Origin of the sequence: Marinobacterium sp. xm-d-530 (assembly GCF_013283365.1) — a bacterium.
Lineage (GTDB): Bacteria > Pseudomonadota > Gammaproteobacteria > Pseudomonadales > Balneatricaceae > Marinobacterium_E.
Genome location: NZ_WBYM01000005.1, coordinates 93,868 through 109,875 on the forward strand (window position 1 = coordinate 93,868; position 16,008 = coordinate 109,875).

Genomic DNA, 16,008 nt, shown 5'->3' on the forward strand with positions numbered 1-16,008 from the left:
CAAGGTGTGTGCTATGCCGTTAAAAGCCCTCTCTTTAAGTGTGTCAATTCTCACAAGCCTAGTGTCGACCTCAGCCTTTGCTGTGACGCCCGATGATAAGTACAAAGAGTCCCTACTCTACGATAAACCCGTCAAAGTCGCCGATGATGTCTACTCGGCCATCGGGCAGTTGAAGTTTTACACCTATGAGAATGCCGGCCACAACAATAACCTTAGCTTCGTGATTGGCGATGAGTCAGTCCTGGTGGTGAATGGTTCAAGTACTTACCTATTAGCCAAAGCCCTACATGATGAGATCAAACAACTGACCGACAAACCGGTTAAATACGTCGTTGATGAAAATGGCCAATCCCATGCCGCTCTAGGAAATAACTACTGGAAAGAGCAAGGGGCAACCATTATTGCCCACGTCGATGCCGAAGAGGAGATTCAAGAACAGGGATTTCGCGGTCTAGAGATGCTCAAAGAGACACTTAAAGAGCGCATCAATGGCACCGAATTGACCGAGATCGATCAAACCTTTGAAGAGAGCATGACGCTAGATCTTGGGGGCATCACGGCCGAACTTATGCACCTTGGCCCAGCCCACTCAAAAGGGGACATCAGTGTTGTGATTCCTGAGCGCAACGTCATGATTGCCGGCGATATCGCGTTTCACCAACGCATGCTGCCCGTCTTTCCAGAGACCAATACGGCTGAATGGATAGAGACTTGGGTGAATGAGTTTACACCGATAGCACAGGATATGATCATTGTTCCGGGTCACGGGGAACCCACTAACTTTGCCGAGGTCGATCGATATACTCGCGGTTACCTTGAGTACGTTCGGGGTAAGATCGGAGAGTTGATTGATGAGGGCGGCACACTCGATGACGCCTACAAAATTGACCAAACACCCTACCTTCATCTAGAGACAGCCGATGAGCTAGCGGGCAAAAACGCGGGGCGCATCTTTGAAGCGATGGAGTGGGAGTGACACAGCGCTTTACTCTTCGCCCCTATCAACAACAGGCGGTTGATGCGACGCTGACGCACTTCCGCCAAACCTCCGAGAGCGCCGTACTGGTGCTCCCTACCGGAGCCGGTAAAAGCCTAATCATTGCCGAGCTAGCCCGCCTAGCAAAGCGTAAAATATTGGTGGTCACTCACGTTCAAGAACTGGTCGAACAGAATGCTTCCAAATATGCGGCATTAGGGCTGACACCGGGTATCTACTCGGCGGGACTAAAGCAGCGTGACACTGAACATCAAGTGGTGTTTGCCTCGATCCAATCAATCGCCAGAAATCTCGATCAGTTTGATCATCAGTACTCATTGATCATTATTGATGAGTGCCACCGTGTCTCTGATAACGACGAATCGCTCTATCAACAACTGATCAGCCAGATTAAGAAGAGTAATCCATCGCTAAAGGTATTAGGACTCACTGCCACCCCCTATCGTTTAGGCCATGGCTGGATATACCATCGGGATTACCGTGGTTTTTTCCGCCAATCAGAGAGCACCATTTTCCAACACTGCATCTATGATCTGCCGATGCGCAACCTGATCAAACAGGGGTTCTTAACGGAGCCTAAGCTGATCAATGCAGCGACCGCACACTTCGACTTCTCAGCACTGACACCCTCACCTAACGGACTGTTTGCAGAGCGGGAGGTCAATGAACTGCTGGCTAAATACCCCAGAGTCACTGAAGCCATTTGTGAGCAGGTCGTGGAACTTGCTAACGATCGGCAAGGCGTCATGTTGTTTGCGGCCAGTGTTAAGCACGCAAAAGAGATATTGGACTACCTCCCTAAAGGGGAAGCGGAGCTGGTGATAGCCGATACCGATGCTAAGCAACGTACAGAGATCATCAACCGCTTTAAACAGCGGCAGTTTAAATACCTCGTTAACGTTGCGGTACTGACCACCGGTTTTGATGCACCACATGTCGATCTAATTGCGATTCTTCGCCCCACTCAATCAGTCAGTCTGTTCCAACAGATGGTCGGTCGCGGCTTACGACTGAGTGAAGGTAAAAAAGAGTGTTTAGTCATCGACTACGCCAACAACGGAATCGATCTATTCGACCCTGAAGTCGGCGTACCCAAGCCAGCACCTGATACCGAGCCGGTACAGGTGTTCTGCCCTATCTGCGACTTTGCTAACCTCTTTTGGGGAAGAACCGATCAAGATGGAGCCGTCATTGAGCACTATGGACGCCGCTGCCAAGGTCTCTCTGATGACGGGGAGCAGTGTCAGTTTCGCTTTAAGTTCAAAAGCTGCCCTCATTGCGGCGCTGAAAATGATATCGCGGCACGAAACTGCCAAGGGTGTCATGAGGCTCTGATCGACCCTGATGATCTGATCAAAAAAGCTCTATCACTGAACAGCTGCAAAGTGATTCGCTGTGCGGGACTTAGAGTCAATCAAGAGGATATGGCGATACGAGTGACCTACTATGATGAAGATGCAAACACCCTATCGGAGAAGTTCAACCTCACCAACCCCAAACAAAGGGTGCTGTTTAATCAACTCTTTGGATCACGGGTGAATAGTGGTCAATCACCCACTCTTTTCAATAGCGTGGAATCAGTACTTGAGCTGAGCAGCGCTTTACCCGTACCGGACTTTGTCGTCTCCAGAAAATCGGGTAAGTATTGGCAAGTGACCGAGCGCATCTTTGACTACCAGGGGCGCTATCGTAAAGCGAACCAGCTGTAAAAAACCCTACCTTTTACAGGGTGTTAATTCTTCTCTATTTGCTATGATGCGCGCTCAAATTGAGAGGAGAGAACTATGCGTTTAGCCGAAATGGAAGCGATCATGTTTAACGTCGGTGTCACCGTCTTCGCTCTCTTCATCTTCTTTATCATCTACGATCTTGCTAAAAAATCGAACGCCGGCAAATTCGGTACTTTTATTCTTTTCTTTGCACTCGGCCTAGGCCTTGCTGCCTTTTTAGCAAAATCGATCATCGTTGAGTTTATCGGCGGCTCGATTTAAAGCAATTGCCGGATTCACCAGTGACTGGCTTTAGCCTGTCATCTGCTTTATCAGCGTTTTCCAGAAGATTGAATGTAATTCGAAAGCGGATGACAGGCTGAAAGCCAGTCACCGTTGCTAAAGTAGTTACCTTCTACAATATACCGGCTAGTTACTTTATAATCGCGGAATCATTTTTATAAGGAACAACAATGGAACAGCGCAGTATCAAAGTCGGTCAAATCGATGTGAATAACGATAAGCCGATGGTGCTTTTTGGTGGTATGAACGTATTGGAATCGCGTGATTTAGCAATGACCATTGCTGAGCAGTACGTTGAAGTGACGAACAAGCTGAACATTCCTTATGTTTTCAAAGCGAGCTTTGATAAGGCAAACCGTTCCTCTATCAACTCTTTCCGTGGCCCTGGCTTGGATGAGGGTTTGAAGATCCTTCAAGAGGTTAAATCGACCTTTAAGGTACCTGTTATTACCGACGTGCACGAACCCTTCCAGTGTCAGCCTGCCGCTGAAGTTTGTGATGTGATTCAGCTACCTGCATTCCTCTCTCGCCAGACTGATCTTGTGGTCGCTATGGCGAAAACCGGTGCGGTGATTAACATCAAGAAAGCACAGTTTTTAGCTCCTCATGAGATGAAGCACATCTTAACCAAGTGTGAAGAGGCCGGTAACGACCAACTGATTCTGTGTGAGCGCGGCAGCGCCTTTGGTTACAACAACCTAGTGGTCGATATGCTTGGCTTTAGCATCATGAAAGAGTTTGGTTACCCAGTTATCTTCGATGCTACCCATGCACTGCAGATGCCAGGTGGTCGTTCGGATTCAGCCGATGGACGTCGTGCACTGGTAGCACAGCTGTCACGCGCGGGTCTTTCACAGGGTATTGCCGGCCTATTCTTGGAAGCACACCCTAATCCAAATGTTGCGAAGTGCGACGGCCCATGCGCCCTGCCGCTATCCAAGCTAGAGCCTTACCTAGCACAGATGAAAGCGGTGGATGAGTTGGTTAAGTCCTTCCCCGCGTTGGATACGTCGGCGGAGTAACGCGATCCTGTAGGAACGAATTGCCGAAGGCAAACCGTGAACAATTAATTTGGCGGGTTCGTCCATTCGCGGTTTTTCACTTCGTTCAAATTCGCTCCTACAGAGTGCCGGTGACTGGCTTTCAGCCTGTCATCCGCTTTATCAGCATCTTCCAGAATCTACAATGTAATTCGAAAGCAGCTGACAGGCTGAAAGCCAGTCACTGCTGTCAAACCCCGGCATTTTGCCCAAGCTTCGCTTCCCACTGCTGAGCTCTCTCTAAATCAATCTCCCTACCCAGCTCGCCCTTGGTGTAGATATCCACCATTCGCTGAATGGCAACTGGGTGGCCCTGTTCCGCCGCAGCTTTGTAGTGTTCATAGGCTTTATCAGCCAATTTGAAAATCACTGGCGGATACCCAGACTCATAGAGCTTAGCCATTTGGTATTGTGACTTTCCATCACCGCGCTCAGCAGCAGCCTGAATATACAAAGCCCCCTGCTCTTTGCTGGCAGCATCGGCACCGCGAAAGTGCAGAAGAAACCCATAAGTAGAGAGCGCTTTGACGCTACCGCGTTGGGCCCCTACCCTGAAGAGCTTCATCGTCTTATCGTGAATCCATTTAGAGCGACGTGCGAATGGGCTTCTAAATATGGCGTAGGCAGACCAAGCTGCTAAATTACCCAGCAGTGACATCTTCACTCCTATTTTTTCGGTAATAAAAAAGGGATCAATAGTAGATCCCTTTATTAGATTCAGCTCATTGCGAGATATCAAGCTTTTTCATTGTGCCAGCAGATCAGCCCACTCAGCTTTGAGTGCTTCGAGCTCGTTTTCCGCTTTCTGCTTCGCTTTTTTCTTAAGGCTTGCAACCTCTTCTGTTTTCGCTGCAACAATCGCTTTAGCTTCTGCGGCAGGATCTTCTGCATTGGCTACCTGATCCAATTGAGGCTGTGCACCACGGAGAATGGCACGACGGCGCCCCTCTTCAATGCGCGCTAACTCTTCTGCTGTAAGCTCTTTCTGCTTGGCTTTCTGCTTTTCAGCCTTAGGTGCTACATAGGTCAACGGACGAATACCGGCCGCGATACGAACCTTTTCAAGCAGTGGAGCCGCTTCTGCACGTGCTTTTTCAGCGCCTTTATGAAGCTCAGCTTCAACGGCATCAAGATTGTTCATCAACTCGTTGTAACGTGCACGTGGCGCAGACAATTTGGCATCCAGGAACTCAAACAACTCTCGCTTTGCTTCACCCCAAGCGATGCCATTTTCAAACGCTGATCGCATGGCTGCACTTTCGTCCTTATTAGCGAACAGATTGTAAAGCTGAAAGATGGTGCTGTTATCGGCATCCTTAGGCTCACCCGGCTCACGCAGGTCAGTTTTAATCTGATTGATGAGCTTGCGTAGCTGATCGGTTGGTGCAAACAGAGGAATCGTATTGTCGTAACTCTTGGACATCTTACGACCATCCAAACCGGGGATCAGTTGAGTCTCTTCATCCACCTGAGCTTCTGGAAGAGTAAACAACTCTTCATAGGTATGGTTGAACTTACCGGCAATATCACGCGCCATTTCGATGTGTTGAATCTGATCCTTACCTACCGGAATCTTATGCGCGTTGAACATCAGAATGTCTGCCGCCATTAGAATGGGGTAGCTAAACAGGCCCATGGTGATGCCATCGTCCAGATCCTCTGACCCAGCATCACGGTTAGCATCGACTGAAGCTTTATAAGCATGAGCACGGTTCATCAAACCCTTAGAACACATACAAGTAAGAATCCAAGTGAGTTCTGGAATCTCTGGTATATCGGTCTGGCGATAGAAGGTCGCTTTATCGGTATCCAATCCAAGTGCCAACCAGGTCGCAGCAATTTCGCGTGTTGATTGCGCCACTCGTTCTGGATCGTGACATTTGATCAGTGCGTGGTAATCCGCCAAAAAGAAGAACGAGTTGGTGTTTGGATTAAGGGTCGCTTCAATCGCAGGTTTAATCGCACCTAGGTAGTTACCAATGTGAGGAGTACCGGTGGTTGTGATACCTGTTAAAACGCGTGTATTGCTCATGGAACACTCAAGAGTCTGTGTGAAAATTAAGGTGCAGATTCTACACAGTTGTGGCTGTAACGCCCACCCCAATCCATTTGCACTTGCCGGTTATTGCAGGTTTAATTTAGGCACTGTTAATTTAAGGAATCATTTGATGGATAGCCAACTTCCGTCCTACATCACTCTGTTAGGCTTTGTAGTGCCTGCCCTGGTTTTTATCATTCGTTTAGATCGCTACCAAGCGGCGACTATCGTACACGCGCTGTTGATGGCTCTGCTCTGTCTATTTGTTGGCTTCCTGTTCTCTGGGGCCGCCATTAAGTTAATGAGCCTTAGCAACCCCCTACTCACCTCAGGCATGGTGGTTGTTGGATCTGGGGTTGCTACACTGGCGAGATTGATCTGGATAAAGCGCTTCGCGTAATAACTACCAAATTATCTTTTCAAACAATTTAACTGAAGACTTTTTCGATGCTACTACTGATATCACCTGCCAAGACCCTCGATTATGAGACACCGGTCACCACGCAACTGAAAAGTGAACCGGAGTTTACCGACCGGGCTGAGACGCTGATCAACAACTTGCGTGACTACGCGCCGCAAGATATTGCTGAACTGATGAAGCTCAGCGACAAACTGGCCTCTTTGAACGTGGCGCGTTACCAGAGCTGGGTAAAAGAGCATAACGAGACGAATGCTAAACAGGCGATGTTAGCCTTTAAAGGCGATGTCTACACCGGCTTGGATGCTGATTCGTTCGACGAAGCGGACTACCAATTTGCACAGAACCACCTAAGAATTCTGTCCGGCCTCTATGGTCTCCTAAAACCGATGGATTTGATGCAGCCTTACCGCTTAGAGATGGGCACAAAACTTGAAAACGAAGCTGGTAAAAACCTCTACAGCTACTGGGGTTCAACGATTACCGATCGCCTCAATGACGAGTTAGACAGTGATAAAACACCGGTCGTTGTGAATCTTGCGTCGAACGAGTACTTCAAGTCGGTGCAAGCTAAAGCACTTAATGCTCGCCTTATCAGCCCAGAGTTTAAAGATCTGAAAAACGGCCAATATAAGATTATTAGCTTCTACGCGAAAAAGGCACGCGGCCTAATGACCCGCTACGCCATAAAGAACCGCATTGAGAATCCAGAGGATCTGAAACAGTTTGATCTAGAGGGTTATGCATTTAATGCGTCGATGAGTGAAGGAGATAAGTGGGTGTTTACGCGGGATCATGCGGAGTAACGGAACAACTTGGTGACTGGCTTTAGCCTGTCATCCGCCTGATCCGCCTCTACAATTTAGTTCGAAAGCGGGTGACAGGCTGAAGCCAGTCACCTAACACGGAGTAAAAAAAGACCGCCAATAGGCGGTCTTTTTTATTGCTTAGATCAAGCGTCCGGTGACGCTTTATCGAGCTGTTGTGTCTCGTACATCAGGATCGGATCATTCTTATCTTTAATCACACCCTGATCGATCACCACTTTCGATACACCCTCTAGAGACGGTAGTTCGTACATGATCTCGAGCAGTTTAGACTCTAGGATTGAACGTAGACCACGCGCACCGGTTTTACGCTCAAGGGCCAACTCAGCCACAGCGAACAGTGCATCTTCACGGAACTCTAGATCAGCACCTTCCATCTCAAACAGTGCTTGGTACTGCTTAGTCAGGCTGTTTTTAGGCTCAGTCAAAATCTGAATCAATGCCTCTTGATCCAATTCAGAGAGCGTCGCGATCATCGGTAGACGACCAATAAACTCTGGAATCAGACCAAACTTCACTAGATCTTCCGCTTCAACGTCGTGAATGCGATCGACACCCTTCTCGTCATCTTTACTACGAACGGTAGCACTGAAGCCGATTGAGCTTCGCTCACTGCGATCGGCAATGATCTTCTCTAGCCCAGCAAAGGCACCACCGACGATGAACAGGATGTTAGAGGTGTCTACCTGCAAAAACTCCTGCTGAGGGTGTTTACGGCCACCCTGTGGCGGTACAGAGGCAACGGTACCTTCAATCAGTTTCAGAAGCGCCTGCTGTACGCCCTCACCCGACACATCACGCGTGATTGATGGGTTGTCGGACTTACGCGAGATCTTATCGATCTCATCAATGTAGATAATGCCCTGTTGTGCTTTCTCTACATCGTAGTCACATTTCTGCAGCAACTTCTGAACAATGTTCTCAACGTCTTCACCGACGTAACCTGCTTCAGTCAGCGTCGTTGCATCAGCCATAGTGAAGGGTACATTCAACATACGCGCTAGCGTCTGCGCCAACAGAGTTTTGCCGCTACCCGTAGGGCCGATCAGCAGAATGTTGGACTTGCTCAGCTCAACGTCACTGTTTTTACCTGTAGCTCGTAGGCGTTTGTAATGGTTATAAACCGCTACAGCCAACACTTTCTTGGCACGCTCTTGACCGATCACATACTCATCAAGATTGTCTTTAATCTGACTCGGCGTAGGGAGCGTTTCGTCATCCTGTGACTCTTCGATCTCCGCCATCTCCTCAGTGATGATGTCGTTACACAGATCGACACACTCATCACAGATGAAGACTGAAGGACCAGCAATCAGCTTGCGTACTTCATCCTGGCTTTTGCCACAGAATGAACAAAATAGCTTGCTGTCGTTCTGATCGTTGTTCTCTTCAGACATGTTAATTCCTCTAAAAAGATCAGCCTTCGCGACTGGTTAGTACTTTATCGGCTAGACCAAATTCCACCGCCTGCTCGGCTGATAGGAAGGTGTCGTGCTTCATGATTTCGTACAGTTCTTCATACGATTTACCCGCAGTATTGCGTTCAGCGTAGATCTCAGTCAAACGATCGTTAAGGCGTTTAGCCTCTTCCATGTGACGACGGGCATCTTCAAACTCAAGCTCTTGTACATGTACAGAGCCACGTGTACCTGGTGTACCTGAGCTGACACGGTGAATCATTGTACGTGATTCAGGTAGCAAGAAACGCTTACCTTTGGCGCCGGCCATCGCAAGGAATGAGCCCATGCTAGCCGCTTGACCCAATACCATGGTGCTGACATCCGGTTTAATGAACTGCATGGTATCGTAGATCGCCATACCAGCAGTGACCGATCCACCAGGTGAATTGATGTATAAGTGGATATCTTTTTCTGGATTTTCCGCTTCCAAAAAGAGCATCTGTGCGACGATCAGGTTCGCCATGTGATCTTCCACAGGACCGACCATAAAGATTACTCGCTCTTTTAATAGGCGAGAGTAAATATCGTAAGCACGCTCACCACGTGAACTCTGCTCGACAACCATTGGCACCAAGCCACTGTCTGTTACATCAAATGGGCGGCCTGAGTAGATATCTGACATCAATAGTTTTCCTTATTCACGGCACTAATAACCAAAAAACGACAGCCAGCTTTCGCTAACTGCCGTTTTTTATAGGGATCTAAACGAGGTTTAGATCCATTACTCAACAATAATTACTGCTGAGCCGGCTTAAGAGCTTCTTCGTAGCTGACTTTAACTTCCTTCACCTTAGCAGATGCAAGAAGGTGGTCAACAACTTCGTCTTCTAGAGCAAGGCTACGGATCTGATTTAGCATCTGTTCGTTGCCTTTGTAGTAGCTGATCACTTCATCAGCATCGTCGTAGCTCTCTGCGATGTCTGCAAGAATCGCATCAACACGCTCGTCAGTCGCTTCAAGGTTACCCGCTTTGATCACTTCTTGTACTAGAAGACCGATCTTAACGCGACGGATTGCCTGCTCTTCGAACAGCTCTTTAGGTAGAGTGTTTGGATCGATTTGAGCCTGGCCACCAAACTGCTGAACCGCTTGCTGACGAAGTACGTTCACTTCATCATCGATCATTGCTGCTGGTGCTTCGATTTCGTTCTGAGCGATCAGTGCATCGAATACAGCGGTTTTAGTCTTAGTTTTAAGCGCGTGGTTCATTTCACGAGCCATGTTCTTTTCAACTTCTGCTTTGAATTCAGCTTCGTCTGCAGAAGAGACACCGAACTTAGCGAAGAACTCTTCGTTTAGCTCAGGAAGTTCTGGTTTAGACACTTCGTTAAGCTTCATCTTGAAGGTTGCAGCTTTACCCGCTAGCGCTTCAGACTGGTACTCTTCAGGGAAAGTGACTTCTACGTCGAACTCTTCGCCTTTCTTCTTACCGATGATGCCATCTTCGAAACCAGGGATCATGCTACCAGAACCGATTACTAGGTCTTGGTCTTCTGCTTTACCGCCTTCGAACGCTTCGCCATCTACGAAACCTTCAAAGTCGATGTTAACTTGGAAGCCTTCTTTAACCATGCCGCGAGTCGCTTTAAACGTGCTCTGCTGCTTGCGAAGTGTGTCGATCATGTTCTTAACGTCAGCCGCTTTGATCGATGCTGTTGCTTTCTCAACTTCAACGCCCGCTAGATCTTTTAGTTCGATCTCTGGGTAAACGTCGAATGTCGCAACGTATGCAAAGTCTTCACCTTCTTTATCAGTTTTGAACTCGATAGAAGGAGCGCCTGCTGGCATTAGTGATTCCTGCTGAACAGCTTCGTAGAAAGTCTCTTGTACGACGCGGTTTAGTACTTCGTAACGAATCGCGTCACCGTACATACGCTTAATCACTTTTGCAGGTACTTTACCTGGACGGAAACCGTCCATACGGCGAGTGCGAGCCTGCTGTACAACCTGCTTCTCAACGTCAGTATCGATACGTTCGGCCGGAACAGTCACGGTTAGTTGGCGCTGAAGGCCTGAAGTAGTCTCTACAGAAACTTGCATGGAATTCCTCATTAATTCTTTTGAGAGTGTCAAACTCTTCTGTCATCAAAAATGACGCAGTCCGAGTCATTAAAATCAAGCGCGAAATTTTCCGGTAACTGAGCCCATTAGTCAAGTAAACAAGCCAACAGAACTGAAAAAGTTACAAGGTATAGAAAACGAAGATGAGCTTGGTAATGTGAGCGATAAAAAAGAGGGAACTTCTAAGGGGTGTTTCCAGATGGTGCGGTCGGAGAGACTCGAACTCTCACACCTTGCGGCACCAGAACCTAAATCTGGCGTGTCTACCAATTCCACCACGACCGCATCTGGATTGTTGCGATTCGGCTGAGCCGAACAGTGTTGCTCGTTATAAAAGTATGGTGCGGTCGGAGAGACTCGAACTCTCACACCTTGCGGCACCAGAACCTAAATCTGGCGTGTCTACCAATTCCACCACGACCGCATACTTTTATGATGTACCCAAAAATTGGGGTGGATGATGGGGCTCGAACCCACGACCACCGGAATCACAATCCGGGGCTCTACCAACTGAGCTACACCCACCATTGTGGTACATCTGGACAGGTTGCTTGGCGCGCCCAGCAGGGCTCGAACCTGCAACCTACGGCTTAGAAGGCCGTTGCTCTATCCAATTGAGCTATGGGCGCCTAACGTGCTGCCCGACCTCACAAGTGACTGGATGGAAGTCGTCATCTGCGAGGAGGTGCGTATCCTACGACCTGACCTGCAGGTGGTCAATACCCTGTTTTACTTTTTTAAAGATTTTTTTTCGTTTTGATTAATAGTTGATCAGAAACCGGGGATTTCGGTGCTTTAGCTGGGGTTTCTGGAAGACGGTGAGGTGGCGGATGACAGGCTGAAGACCTGTCACCGGAGAATTAACCAAGCTACGGAGTGGCGGTGACTGGCTTTCAGCCTGTCACCGGAGAATTACGTTCGCGGTTTGTCGCTTCGCGCCAATTCGCTCCTACAGTCGAGCTAAGCAAAAAGAGCGTTGCGAAGTCTTACTGTAGGAGCGCTCTGCCTCTAAGGCAGACCGCGATCAGGAGTGGCGGTGACTGGCTTTCAGCCTGTCATCCGCTCTCAAAGGCAACTACCCTTCCCGATACCAAGTCGTTCCTTCTGGCCCATCTTTAAGGATGACTCCCGCAGCAGCCAACTGATCACGAATTTCATCAGAGCGGGCAAAGTCTTTGTTCGCTCTCGCCTCTTTACGCTCAACGATCAACGCTTCCACTTCATCGCCACTGATCTCTCCGGCACCGCCCTGCTGTAGAAAATCTTTAGGGTTTTGCTGCAATAGACCGACAACTCCGGCAAGCGCCTTAATCTGACCTGCCAATTGTGAAGCCGCTGCCTCATCTTTACCTTTCAGGCGGTTTAGCTCACTGGCCATCTCAAACAGCACGGCAAACGCCATTGGGGTATTAAAGTCATCATCCATCGCGGCAAAGAATCGATCGCTGTAGTCGTTTGAGGCGATCTCGACTTCAGGTATCTCTACCCCGTCGAGTGCTTGATAGAAACGATCCAGTGCCGAACGGGCCTCTTTAAGGCTATCCAGCGAGTAATCGATCGAAGAGCGGTAATGCACACTCGATAAGAAGTAGCGAACCACCTCTGGGTTATGCTCTTTAAGCACTTCACGAATCGTAAAGAAGTTACCCAACGACTTGGACATCTTCTCTTTGTTCACTCGCACAGGGCCAGCATGCATCCAATAGTTAACATAGGTCTTGCCATTGGCGGCTTCCGACTGAGCAATCTCGTTTTCATGGTGTGGGAACGGAAGATCAGGTCCGCCACCGTGAATATCAAAGGTTTCACCTAGACAGCATTTAGACATTGCTGAACACTCAATGTGCCAACCTGGACGGCCAGCTCCCCAAGGCGACTCCCAACTGGTCTCACCTGGTTTAGCCGCTTTCCAAAGTACAAAGTCGAGTGGACTCTCTTTTGCTGCCTCAACCTCGACACGAGCACCTGAACGAAGCTCGTCAATCACCTTATTGGTTAGGCGTCCATAACTCTCGAACTTCTCGACACGATAGTAGACATCACCGTTGGCCGCTGCATAGGCAAAACCCTTGTCGATAAGGGCTTGGACCATGTCGATAATGTCTTGAATGTGATGGGTTGCACGCGGCTCTTGATCCGGACGCAGTACGCTTAACGACGCCTCATCTTCATGCATCGCCTCAATCATACGCTGAGTCAGCTGATCAGGTGTCTCACCATTCTCTGCTGCGCGCTTTAGAATCTTGTCATCGACATCGGTGATGTTTCGAACATACTCAACCTCCCATCCACGCGCCCGCAGGTAACGAGTGATCACATCAAACGAGACCATGACTCGCGCATGACCTATATGACACAGATCGTAGACGGTCACCCCGCAGACATACATGCGGATTTTACCCGCTTCAATCGGAGTGAAGGGCTGCTTTGATTTTGAAAGTGTGTTGTATAGTTGAAACATACTCTATCCGTATTAATGCATTTGAGTTGGCAGCTTAACCTCTGCCAACAACGCGCCACCCAGCGGACTGGTTTCGCGTGAAATCAATAAATGACCTTGGTACCAGTGAATCGCTTCCCACTGCCCCATCTTCGCCAGTGAGTAGCGCACCGCCTGATCAAACTCTGCCTCTCCCTGATACACTGGAACTATCCAGATGAAGGGCTGGGTGACGGCAAAGCCACTGCCATAACCTATAAGCGCTAAACGACGACTCTTTGCGTCATAATCAGCACCGGTAATTAAACCGGCCACATCAAAACTCTGGTGCGAACTTACCGACTGTTGATCAGAGTTTGGATCGACTATATAGAGCCGACTCTTTTGATCTCGCCAATTCTTAGTAAAGAGCCAGTAGTTACCGTCAACCTCTGTGACTGCTTCACAGTCACGATTGTGATCCTGGCGCTCTACCGCTGGCGTGACATCAGCCAATTTCACATTAATGGTATTGGCATCCACCAAGCCTTGGCTCTCCTCTAGCTGATCCCAACTGATTGAGTGGAACTGAAACCAGATACGATCACCGCGATTATTTCCGCAATCAGCAATGACCAGCGCCTCACTGGTGGTAATCAGTGACTCCCAATCAAGATTAGCCGCATTCCTTAGGGTAACCTTTTCCACCTTTGTGGCTGAGTCATCCGTTAAATCAAACCCATAAAGGATGGGATCATTACCGCCATCATTAATGGACCATAGGGTCTGATTGTGAAGCGCCAAACCAGAGCCTTCTGGCAAATTTTCGCCTAAGGAGCGAATCGATGTTGGCATCAATCTCAGCTCTGACCACTGCGCTCGATTCACCGGTGACGATGAACAACCGATCAAGATCAGCAGTGGAAGAGCCAGAGAGATCCAGCGCATCTATTTCGCCATTTTCGCCCAAGAGTCACGAAGACCCACAGTGCGGTTAAAGACTAAGCGATCTGAGTTACTGTCTGGATCAACCGCAAAGAAACCCTGTCGCTCAAACTGATAACGGCTCTCGATTGCCGCATTAGCCATACCAACCTCTACACGTGCATTGGGGAATACCGATAGAGACTCTGGATTGATGAACTCCAAGAAATCGCGCTCTTTATCCCCATCTGGATTCGCTTCAGTAAATAGTCGATCGTAGAGACGCACTTCACAAGGAATTGAGTTGTCTGCACTGACCCAATGAATGACACCCTTGGGTTTGTAGTCGATTGGGTTTTCACCTTTAGTCGCCGGATCATAGGTCACTAATAATTCGGTTACTTCACCCTGCTCATTGGTGATCACCTCTTCACAGGTGACACAGAAAGCGCCACGCAGACGTACGGCAAACCCTGGTGCCAAACGTTTCCACTTCTTAGGCGCTTCCATCGCAAAATCTTCGCGCTCAATCAGAAGGTTCTTAGTAAACGGAATACGACGTACACCCATCGACTCATCTTTAGGGTGTACAGGCACCTCAAACCACTCCTCTTTACCCTCTTCGTAGTTGGTAATGGTCAGTTTTATAGGATCGGTCACACACATAGCACGAGGCGATTTAGCGTCTAGATCTTCACGAATAGCCGCTTCCAGCATACCCATGTCGACCGTTGAGTTAGAGCGTGTCACGCCGATCATGTCACAGAAATTACGAATTGAATCGGGTGTATAACCGCGACGACGCAAACCAGAGATGGTTGGCATACGCGGATCATCCCAGCCTGAAACGTGCTGCTCATCGACAAGCTGTTTCAGCTTGCGCTTAGAGGTGATGGTGTAGTTCAGATTGAGACGTGCAAATTCATACTGACGTGGTGTTGCCGGTACGGGCAGATTGGCAACAAACCAGTTGTAGAGTGGACGATGATCTTCAAACTCGAGCGTACAGATCGAGTGTGTAATCTCTTCAATCGCATCCGATTGACCATGTGCGAAGTCGTAGCTCGGATAGATACACCACTTATCACCCGTCTGGTGGTGATGTGCTTTGCGGATACGGTAGATAACCGGATCACGCATGTTCATGTTAGGCGATGCCATATCAATTTTGGCACGCAACGCCGCTTCACCCTCTTCGAAGCCACCATCACGCATCTTTTCAAACAGTGCTAGGTTCTCTTCAGGTGAGCGATCACGAAAGGGGCTGTTTTTGCCCGGCTCGGTCAAATTACCGCGGTACTGACGCATCTCTTCGCCATTCAGCTCACAGACAAAGGCTTTGCCCTCTTGAATCAGGTGAACCGCCCAAGCATAGAGTTGATCGAAGTAGTTTGAGGTGTAGCGGATGTCACCATTCCATTTGTAACCCAACCACTCAACATCGCGCGTGATTGCATCGATGTACTCTTGTGACTCTTTCTCTGGGTTGGTGTCATCAAAACGAAGGTTACAGACACCTTGGTACTTCTCAGCCGTACCAAAGTTCAGACAGATCGATTTGGCATGACCAATGTGAAGAAAACCATTGGGCTCTGGTGGGAAACGGGTAACAACCTTACCCTGATGCGTGCCCTGCTCTAGATCCTTTTCAACGATCTGATGAATGAAATTGGTAACGCTAACCGCTTCGTTTTTACTCATAATTCAACTTTGACGTGACTGTAAAATAATAAGCGCGGAATTATATGCCATCCGAACACGTCAATACAGGGCGAAACCCCTATTTGATCTGATATACTTCGCACAAATTTC

The 16,008-nt window shown here is 48.6% G+C and carries 14 protein-coding genes and 4 tRNA genes; 6 read left to right on the forward strand and 12 right to left on the reverse strand.

All coding sequences use genetic code 11. The features are described 5' to 3' along the window. Nucleotides 1-13 precede the first annotated feature (13 nt). The 4 genes from XMD530_RS09395 to kdsA all read left to right on the forward strand — a co-directional run bounded on the left by XMD530_RS09395 (nt 14) and on the right by kdsA (nt 4,031). A complete protein-coding gene (locus XMD530_RS09395) occupies nt 14-976 on the forward strand; it encodes an MBL fold metallo-hydrolase (protein WP_173481005.1) in 963 nt (320 codons plus the stop codon). Next, nucleotides 973-2,706: a DEAD/DEAH box helicase gene (locus XMD530_RS09400; protein ID WP_173507092.1), complete on the forward strand. Its 1,734-nt coding sequence runs from the start codon at nt 973-975 to the stop codon at nt 2,704-2,706. Before XMD530_RS09395 ends, XMD530_RS09400 begins: the two co-directional genes overlap by 4 nt. A gap of 75 nt (nt 2,707-2,781) precedes the next feature. Beyond that, entirely contained in the window at nt 2,782-2,988 is a 207-nt protein-coding gene (locus XMD530_RS09405) for a DUF2788 domain-containing protein (RefSeq protein WP_173481007.1), read from the forward strand. A 191-nt stretch (nt 2,989-3,179) separates the two neighbouring features. Beyond that, nucleotides 3,180-4,031 (forward strand): 3-deoxy-8-phosphooctulonate synthase, encoded by an 852-nt coding sequence (kdsA, locus tag XMD530_RS09410; RefSeq protein ID WP_173483998.1) that lies wholly within the window; start codon nt 3,180-3,182, stop codon nt 4,029-4,031. A gap of 208 nt (nt 4,032-4,239) precedes the next feature. Here the strand turns inward: kdsA and XMD530_RS09415 are convergent, their stop codons facing one another. Together XMD530_RS09415 and XMD530_RS09420 are read right to left on the reverse strand one after the other, a co-directional pair. Then, a complete protein-coding gene (locus XMD530_RS09415) occupies nt 4,240-4,707 on the reverse strand; it encodes a tetratricopeptide repeat protein (protein WP_173489228.1) in 468 nt (155 codons plus the stop codon). An 87-nt stretch (nt 4,708-4,794) separates the two neighbouring features. Further along, nucleotides 4,795-6,081 carry a tryptophan--tRNA ligase gene (locus tag XMD530_RS09420; RefSeq protein WP_173507093.1) on the reverse strand — a complete coding sequence of 429 codons (1,287 nt, stop codon included), beginning with the start codon at nt 6,079-6,081 and terminating at the stop codon, nt 4,795-4,797. 136 nt (nt 6,082-6,217) lie between these two features. On the opposite strand from XMD530_RS09420, the gene XMD530_RS09425 reads away from it, so the two are divergent. Both XMD530_RS09425 and yaaA read left to right on the forward strand, forming a co-directional pair. Beyond that, nucleotides 6,218-6,487 carry a hypothetical protein gene (locus XMD530_RS09425; RefSeq protein WP_173498008.1) on the forward strand — a complete coding sequence of 90 codons (270 nt, stop codon included), beginning with the start codon at nt 6,218-6,220 and terminating at the stop codon, nt 6,485-6,487. Between the two features lie 47 nt (nt 6,488-6,534). Then, entirely contained in the window at nt 6,535-7,311 is a 777-nt protein-coding gene (gene yaaA, locus XMD530_RS09430) for a peroxide stress protein YaaA (protein WP_173498007.1), read from the forward strand. Between the two features lie 146 nt (nt 7,312-7,457). Here yaaA and clpX read toward each other — a convergent pair whose 3' ends face one another. The 10 genes from clpX to XMD530_RS09480 form a co-directional block, all read right to left on the reverse strand. Next, nucleotides 7,458-8,729: an ATP-dependent Clp protease ATP-binding subunit ClpX gene (gene clpX / locus XMD530_RS09435; protein WP_173481014.1), complete on the reverse strand. Its 1,272-nt coding sequence runs from the start codon at nt 8,727-8,729 to the stop codon at nt 7,458-7,460. Between the two features lie 19 nt (nt 8,730-8,748). Further along, entirely contained in the window at nt 8,749-9,414 is a 666-nt protein-coding gene (locus XMD530_RS09440; RefSeq protein ID WP_173498006.1) for an ATP-dependent Clp protease proteolytic subunit, read from the reverse strand. A 113-nt stretch (nt 9,415-9,527) separates the two neighbouring features. Beyond that, on the reverse strand, nt 9,528-10,832 hold the full coding sequence (gene tig / locus XMD530_RS09445; protein ID WP_173507094.1) for a trigger factor: 1,305 nt from the start codon (nt 10,830-10,832) through the stop codon (nt 9,528-9,530). Nucleotides 10,833-11,053: 221 nt separating this feature from the next. After that, nucleotides 11,054-11,138: transfer RNA gene (locus XMD530_RS09450), tRNA-Leu, on the reverse strand. A 54-nt stretch (nt 11,139-11,192) separates the two neighbouring features. Beyond that, nucleotides 11,193-11,277: transfer RNA gene (locus XMD530_RS09455), tRNA-Leu, on the reverse strand. 25 nt (nt 11,278-11,302) lie between these two features. Next, a tRNA-His gene (locus XMD530_RS09460) sits at nt 11,303-11,378 on the reverse strand. 27 nt (nt 11,379-11,405) lie between these two features. Continuing rightward, nucleotides 11,406-11,482: transfer RNA gene (locus XMD530_RS09465), tRNA-Arg, on the reverse strand. Between the two features lie 446 nt (nt 11,483-11,928). Continuing rightward, nucleotides 11,929-13,314 carry a cysteine--tRNA ligase gene (gene cysS / locus XMD530_RS09470; RefSeq protein WP_173498005.1) on the reverse strand — a complete coding sequence of 462 codons (1,386 nt, stop codon included), beginning with the start codon at nt 13,312-13,314 and terminating at the stop codon, nt 11,929-11,931. Between the two features lie 12 nt (nt 13,315-13,326). Further along, on the reverse strand, nt 13,327-14,220 hold the full coding sequence (locus XMD530_RS09475; protein WP_173498004.1) for a hypothetical protein: 894 nt from the start codon (nt 14,218-14,220) through the stop codon (nt 13,327-13,329). After that, on the reverse strand, nt 14,221-15,897 hold the full coding sequence (locus XMD530_RS09480) for a glutamine--tRNA ligase/YqeY domain fusion protein (protein ID WP_173498003.1): 1,677 nt from the start codon (nt 15,895-15,897) through the stop codon (nt 14,221-14,223). It abuts the gene before it with no gap. Between the last annotated feature and the right edge of the window lie 111 nt (nt 15,898-16,008).